The organism is Devosia sp. (assembly GCF_040509215.1).
In the GTDB taxonomy this organism is placed as follows: Bacteria; Pseudomonadota; Alphaproteobacteria; order Rhizobiales; family Devosiaceae; genus Devosia.
Map to the genome: position 1 here is coordinate 1 of NZ_JBEVLL010000139.1, position 6,902 is coordinate 6,902.

Here is a 6,902-nt window from a genome sequence, read left to right on the forward strand (position 1 = left end):
GGAGCTTTCGCCCCGCCGCTCAGATTTATCTTCCGTCGTCATTGCCCGGCTTGTCCCGGCAATCCATCTCGCCACAGGCATGGACCACCGGGACAAGCCCGGTGGTGACGACCGTCAGGTTGTCAGCTTTCAATCAGCACGATCGTGCCAGCTTCGTAAGCTGCGCGGCAGTCGTCGGCGTCGGCCAGGCGATCGCTGTCGAGCAGGGTCGTTGCGGTGCCCGGGCCTTCAAAGCGCGGATCGTCGCATTCGTCGTCATTGGCATAGGACGAGGAATTGTCGCCAAAGTCGATGTCTGAGCCGTCATAGGGCGCGCCGGCTGCGTATTCGGGCGTGTAGACGAGGCGGATCGAAATCTTGCCTTCATCGAGCAGGGTCCGGCAGTCGGTAGCGTCGCCCATCAGGTCTTCGGAAAGCAGCTTCTTGTCGACGCCAGCGCCTTCAAAACGCAGGTCGTCGCATTCGCCGTCATTGGCCCACTTGGAGAAATCCGAGCCGAAGTCGAAGGCTGTCGCCTGCTGTTCGCCATTATAGACCGCCCGGCCCGCTTCCACGGCCTCGCGGCAGTCGGTGGCGTCCTTCTTGATGTCTTCGGCAAGCGTCGTGCTGGCAACGCCCTTACCGGTGAAGCGCGGGTCGTCGCATTCCCCGTCATTGGCCCATTCGGACGAATCATTGCCGTAGTCGATGGCGGCAACCGGGGTCGAACCACCATTCTTGAGGGTGACGGTGCCAGCATCGAACGCCGCCTTGCAGTCGGTGGCGTCCTTCATGCGATCGGCATTGACCAGTTCGTCGGCCGTGCCGGTGCCGGTAAAGCGCGGATCATCGCACTCGCCGTCATTGGCCCATTCCGAGGAATCATCGCCAAAATCGATCTCGGTGGTGGTCGCGACCGCGGTCGAGCCGCCATCCTTGAGGGTGATGGTGCCGGCTTCGAACGCGGCCTTGCAGTCCGTCGCGTCCTTCATCAGATCGGCGTCGACCAGTTCCGTCGCAGAGCCGGTGCCGGTGAAACGCGGATCATCGCATTCGCCATCCTTGGCCCATTCGGAGCTATCGTCGCCAAAGTCGACGGCGGCCGTCGTTGCCGTGGCCGCGGGCGGAATTTCGCCGCTCTCGACGAGTGTGATGGTGCCGGCCTCGTAGGCGGCCTTGCAGTCGGTGGCGTCTTTCAGGCGGTCGGTATCGACCAGTTCGGTCGCAGAGCCGGTGCCGGTGAAGCGCGGATCGTCGCATTCGCCGTCCTTGGCCCATTCGGAACTGTCATCGCCGAAGTCGATGGCGTTGATGGGGCTGGCAATGGCGATGTCGGCGGGGCTGGTGCCGCCCTCCTTGAGGGTGACGGTGCCCGCTTCAAAGGCCGCCTTGCAGTCGGTGGCGTCCTTCATCAGGTCGGCATCGACCAGTTCCGAGGCAGCGCCGGTGCCGGTAAAGCGCGGGTCGTCACACTCCCCGTCCTTGGCCCAATCGGAGGAATCATCGCCGAAATCCACCGTCGAAGCGGCGTTGGTAGAGTTTTTCTGGGCCAGGCTGGGCATGGTCATGCCAGCCATCAAGGCGAGGCCAATCAAGCTTCCCGCCATGACGTGACTAATCGCGCGCATCGGTTGTCCCTCCGGTTTTGCACCCTCGTTCTGCGGTGAGATTACAGCGGCTTTGCGGCAGCCCAAAGCGCAAATGCTGTCGATTTTATTTCGAGCGGGAGCGACTTTGCCTGTCGATCCGGGCAAAGAGCCAGGAGCCGAGAAGAACCAGGCTCGTGCCCAGGGCGTGCACCCAGGTGAAAGCCTCGCCCAGTACGGCGACCGCCAGGACGATGGTGACGATAGGGCCGAAGGAGGCGGTGGACGAGGTCGCCCGCGCCCCGATCCGCGCAATGCCGCCGTTGAGCAGGAATGACGGCAGCACGGTGCCAAAGATTCCCAGCATCAGGCCGATGGCCCAGATATTGGGCGTGAAGCTCGCATAGGTAGATGGACCATCGACGACAAGACTCTGTCCGATGGCAAGAATGGCCGCAGTCGACATGCCGACGCAGGTGAAGAGCATGGTGCCCAGCACCAGCATCTGCCGCTTGGCCAGGTGCTGGTAAAAGGCGAAGGTCAGCGCCGAGCCGAGGACCAGCAGAGTGCCGATCACCAGCCCATCGGGCTGTACGCTGAGATTCCAGGCAAAGATCACCATCAGGCCCGAATAGCTCACCAGCATGGCCGGCACGAGCTTCCAGTTCATCCGGTCGCCGAAGAACCAGACCCCGAACAGCAGCACGAAGAAGGGATAGGTGAAGAGCACCAGCCGCTCATATTGCGCCGACACGAACGCCAGGCCCGCGAAATCGAGATAGCTCGAAAGATAATAGCCCAGCGCACCCACGCCCATGGCGCCGATCAGCCGTCCGGGCGTCATCATGCCGCGAAGTTTTTCGTTGCGCAGCAGCAGGATGGCGAGAATGACGAGATAGATCGGCAGCGCCATCATCATGCGCAGTGCCAACGTTGCTTCAACACTCACGCCTTGCGCAAAGGCGAGTTTTATGAAGACGCCCTTGGTCGAAAACAGCGCCGCGCCGGCAAAGGCGAGGCCATAGCCGAGCACGTCGATCTTGGTTTCGGCGATCGATGGAGCGGCGGTTTCTGGGGCACTCATGGAGGTTGTTCTTTCTGGCCTCGCCCCGAAGTCTCCTGCCGGACACCGCAAGGCGCGGGCCGGGTTGCCAAATGCTGGATGTCAGCCTTCGGTCCCAACCCATATGGGTCGGATAAGCCAGATCATCGAAAGCGAAATCGACAGGCGCGAAGACATGTCGTGTTTATAGTACCGGCGGGTACGGTTGGAAAAGCCCGACTTTGGCGAATCCGTCCAGCGCCAGCGCATCAACCGCGCGGATGCGCCTTGGCGTAGCTTTCCATCAGCCGTTCGGTGTCGACAGCGGTGTAGATCTGGGTGGTCGAAAGGCTCGCATGGCCCAGCAATTCCTGAATGGCGCGCAGGTCACCGCCTTTCCCGAGAAGGTGCGTCGCAAAGGAGTGGCGCAGCGCATGTGGGGTCGCCGAGGGCGGTAGCCCAAGGGCCGAGCGCAATTGCTCCATGCGAAGCTGGATCAGCCGTGGGGACAAAACCCCGCCGCGCACGCCGCGAAACAGCGGGTCTTCCGGCCAGAGCTTGAAGGGGCTGAGTTTGAGATATTCTTCGATCGCCTGTCGCACTGGCGAAATCAGCGGCACCATGCGGATCTTGCCGCCCTTGCCGGTGACCCGCAGCACATCGCTTTCGAGATCGCCCTTGGTCAGGGCCAGGGCTTCGGAGATACGCAGGCCCGCGCCATAGCAGAGGGAAATCACCGCCATGTCGCGCGCGGCAACCCATGGACGGTCTTCGAGTTCGTCCGTGGCGGTAATGGTTTGCTTGGCCTCCACCACGGTCAAAGCCTTGGGCAAGGAGCGCGGGATTTTCGGGGTACGGATGGCGTTCAGGGCTTCCGTCGCCAGAATGCCCTCCCGCTCCAGAAAGGCGAAAAAATTCTTCAATGCCGAAAGCACCCGCGCCAGCGAGCGCGAGCCAAGGCTTTCCTCGCGGCGCTGCGCCATGAAGGCGCGGATATCGGCGGCGCGCAGTTCTTTGAGCGATTGCAGCGAGATTGGCCCGCCCATATGGCCGGCGAGAAAACTCATGAACTGGCCAAGATCGCGCCCATAGGCCTCAAGGGTCTTGGGCGCGAGGCGTTTCACCGATCCCAACTCGCGCATCCAGAGCGCGATCTGGGATTGGACAAAGGCATCGGTGGCAAAGGCGCTGTCGGTCATGAAGGCGAGTCTATACCCAGCGGGTTACCGATCTCTAGCGCCAGCATGCCTCAGTGCGGCCAGCGCGTATCTTCGGGCTGCGGCGGCAGGCCGAGATCGGCCCGCAAGCGCGACGGCACCGGCACCCGCCGCGGCCTGGCCACATTGATCAGCCAGTCATAGAGGCTGGCATTGCGCGCTATGGCGACGAGATCGCCTGGCTCACGCCGATTTTCACTTCCAATCATGACGTCCTCCTGTTCTTTTCCTCCCAAGAACATTAAGTGAACGCAGTGACAGGGTCTGTCAGTATGAAGTGATGGCCCGAATCGCTTGCAATTCCCATGATCCGGTGCGAACCGAACGCTAGACATGCAGACGCGGATGGACATTGTTGCGGTGATGGTGGGGGTGGCCGTTGAAGGCCCCTATAGCTATCGCGTGCCCGAACACATGGTGGTCGAGCGCGGCTCCATCGTCGCGGTGCCGCTCGGGCCACGCCTCATTCTCGGCGTCGTCTGGGGTGCACCCAAGGATAATTTCGCCCACAATCGCCTGCGCGATATCGCCCAGGTCTATGACGTTCCGCCGCTATCGGAAGAGCTGCTCAAGCTCGTCGAATGGGTGGCCCGCTACACGATCACGGCGCCCGGCCAGGTCCTGCGCGGCGTTTTGCGCTCGCCCGAAGCGCTCGATGCGCCAAAGCCGGTCATTGCCTATCGCCGCACTGGCCTTGAGCCGGAAAAGCTGACGCCAGCGCGTCTGCGCGTGCTCGACGCCTTGATGGACGATATGGCCTGGCCCAAGGCGGCTCTGATTGGCGCATCCGGCGTTTCGACCTCGGTCATCGATGGGCTCGAGCGGGCAGGGGCTCTCGAAAAGCTCGAAATGCCGCCCCCGCCCGTGGTGCTGCCGCCCGATGCCGAGGCGGCGCCCTCCAAACTCAATGACGAACAACAGGCTGCGCTCGACAATATCCTGACGCTCGATCCGCATCAGTTCGGCGTGGCGCTCCTTGATGGCGTCACCGGTGGCGGCAAGACCGAAGTCTTCTTCGAGGCCGTGGCCGATACCTTGCGTGCCGGACGACAGGCGCTGATCCTGCTGCCCGAAATTGCGCTGACCAACACTTTTATCGACCGCTTTACCCGCCGCTTCGGCACCCGCCCGGCCGAATGGCATTCGGATATGACCCCGGTGCAGCGCGCAAAAGTCTGGCGCGGCGTGCTGGACGGAACGGTTCGTGCCGTCGTCGGCGCGCGTTCGGCGCTGTTCCTGCCGTTCCGCCAACTGGGGCTGCTGGTGCTCGATGAAGAGCATGACGGCGCTTACAAACAGTCCGAAGGTTTCACCTATCACGCCCGCGACATGGCGGTGGTGCGCGCCCAGTTTTCCCAGGCGCGCGTCGTGCTGTCCTCCGCGACCCCTTCGGTCGAATCGCGAAATAACGCCAATCAGGGGCGCTATGCGCATGTGCGGCTCGAAAGCCGCTTTGCCGAAGCGGCGATGCCCGACATTACCGCCATCGACATGCGGATCGACGGGCCGGAAAAGGGCTCCTGGATTGCCCCATCGCTCGCCCGCGAGATATTTGCGGCGCTCGATCGCGGCGAGCAGGCGCTGCTGTTCCTCAACCGGCGCGGCTATGCCCCGCTGACGCTCTGCAATGCCTGCGGCCACCAGTATAAATGCCCGGATTGCTCGGCCTGGATGGTCGAACACCGGTTCCGCGGCGTCCTCATGTGCCACCATTGCGGCCATGAAAGGCGAACGCCGAAATCCTGCACCGAATGCGGGCAGGTGGATAGTCTCGTGCCGGTGGGGCCGGGCATCGAGCGCGTTGCCGAGGAAGCGGCCGCGCGTTTCCCCGATGCCAGGCGCGTCCTTCTTTCGACTGACATGGGCAGCCACGCCCAGTTGCGCGAGCGCTTTGGCGAGGTCGAGCGGGGCGAATATGACCTCATCATCGGCACCCAGCTCGTCTCCAAGGGCCATCACTTCGAAAAACTCTCGGTCGTCGGCGTGCTCGATGCCGATCTCGGGCTTGCCTATGGCGATCCGCGTGCGGCAGAAAAAACCTTCCAGATTCTCACTCAGGTTGCCGGTCGCGCCGGTCGCGCAAGCCGCCACGGCAAGGCGTTTTTGCAGACCTATCATCCCGATCATCCGGTGATGAAGGCCATGGTGTCGGGCGATCGCGAGGCGTTTTATGCGCAGGAAATTCTGGCGCGCGAAGCCGGCGGCATGCCGCCGTTCGGGCGTCTCGCCGCGTTGATCGTCTCCGCCAATGACCACGACAACGCCACCAATTTTGCCCGGCTTCTGCTCTCGGCAGCGCCGATGGCCGATGGCGTCAGGCTCTTTGGCCCGGCCGACGCGCCCGTTGCCATGATCCGCGGCCGGCACCGGGTGCGGCTCCTTGCGCAATCGGGGAAAGATTTCGACCTTTCGGGCTATGTCCGCTTCTGGCTGTCGAGCGCCGAAAAGCCCAAGGGCGACCTCAAAATTCAGGTCGATATCGACCCCATGACTTTCATGTAGATAGGGGCGCGGAAACGCTTGGGCGTAACCACTGCGACCCTGCGACATTTTCGCCGCAATTGAATCGTGCCACCCAGCCTTGCATGGGCCGCTTGGCTTGTGTTAGAGCGAGCCCGACTTGAAGGGGTCCGGCTAGGGGTAGTCCGACTTGGGCCTCATTTCCGGACACGTCCCAAGCGATGAACAAGCCGTCCCGGCGTTGAGCCGAGGCTGGCAACATAAGAGGGTGAAGCGACATTGGCAGCGCAGAATTCAGTGCTTAACCAGATCGCGCGGCCATATGCGTCGGCGCTGTTCGATCTCGCCCAGAGCGAGAATCAACTGGCATCGGTCGAAACCGGCCTTTCTGATATTTCCCGCCTGATTGGCGAAAGCGACGATTTTTCGCGCTATCTGCGGTCCCCGGTGATCTCGGGCGACGTCAAGGCGTCGGCGCTCGATGCGATCCTCGCCAAGGCCCAGGTCAATCCGCTCGTCGCCAATTTTCTGCGCCTTGTTGCCAAGAATGGCCGTCTCTTCGCGCTCGATGCCATCATCGTTGGCTTCCGCGAACTGGCCGCTGCAGCGCGCGGTGAA

General features: G+C 62.6%; 6 protein-coding genes. 2 read left to right on the top strand and 4 right to left on the bottom strand.

The window, feature by feature from the left end; translation table 11 throughout:
* Positions 1-122: 122 nt before the first annotated feature.
* From ABW043_RS07455 to ABW043_RS07470, 4 genes are all read right to left on the bottom strand, one after another.
* A complete protein-coding gene (locus ABW043_RS07455; RefSeq protein WP_353920588.1) occupies positions 123-1,607 on the bottom strand; it encodes a hypothetical protein in 1,485 nt (494 codons plus the stop codon).
* An 85-nt stretch (positions 1,608-1,692) separates the two neighbouring features.
* Positions 1,693-2,649: a DMT family transporter gene (locus ABW043_RS07460; RefSeq protein ID WP_353920589.1), complete on the bottom strand. Its 957-nt coding sequence runs from the start codon at positions 2,647-2,649 to the stop codon at positions 1,693-1,695.
* 227 nt (positions 2,650-2,876) lie between these two features.
* Positions 2,877-3,806: a tyrosine recombinase XerC gene (locus ABW043_RS07465; protein ID WP_353920590.1), complete on the bottom strand. Its 930-nt coding sequence runs from the start codon at positions 3,804-3,806 to the stop codon at positions 2,877-2,879.
* 50 nt (positions 3,807-3,856) lie between these two features.
* Positions 3,857-4,033, bottom strand: coding sequence for a hypothetical protein (locus ABW043_RS07470; RefSeq protein WP_353920591.1), 177 nt, complete (start codon positions 4,031-4,033; stop codon positions 3,857-3,859).
* A gap of 124 nt (positions 4,034-4,157) precedes the next feature.
* Here ABW043_RS07470 and ABW043_RS07475 point away from each other — a divergent pair, with 124 nt between their 5' ends.
* Positions 4,158-6,326: a primosomal protein N' gene (locus ABW043_RS07475; protein ID WP_353920592.1), complete on the top strand. Its 2,169-nt coding sequence runs from the start codon at positions 4,158-4,160 to the stop codon at positions 6,324-6,326.
* 255 nt (positions 6,327-6,581) lie between these two features.
* Positions 6,582-6,902, top strand: a 321-nt coding sequence (atpH, locus tag ABW043_RS07480) for an ATP synthase F1 subunit delta (protein ID WP_353920593.1), incomplete at its 3' end; no start/stop codon positions are given.

Coding starts and splice junctions, on each gene's coding strand:
- ABW043_RS07455 (WP_353920588.1), bottom strand. CDS start 1,607: ATGCGCGCGATTAGTCACGTCATGGCGGGAAGCTTGATTGGCCTCGCC.
- ABW043_RS07460 (WP_353920589.1), bottom strand. CDS start 2,649: ATGAGTGCCCCAGAAACCGCCGCTCCATCGATCGCCGAAACCAAGATC.
- ABW043_RS07465 (WP_353920590.1), bottom strand. CDS start 3,806: ATGACCGACAGCGCCTTTGCCACCGATGCCTTTGTCCAATCCCAGATC.
- ABW043_RS07470 (WP_353920591.1), bottom strand. CDS start 4,033: ATGATTGGAAGTGAAAATCGGCGTGAGCCAGGCGATCTCGTCGCCATA.
- ABW043_RS07475 (WP_353920592.1), top strand. CDS start 4,158: ATGCAGACGCGGATGGACATTGTTGCGGTGATGGTGGGGGTGGCCGTT.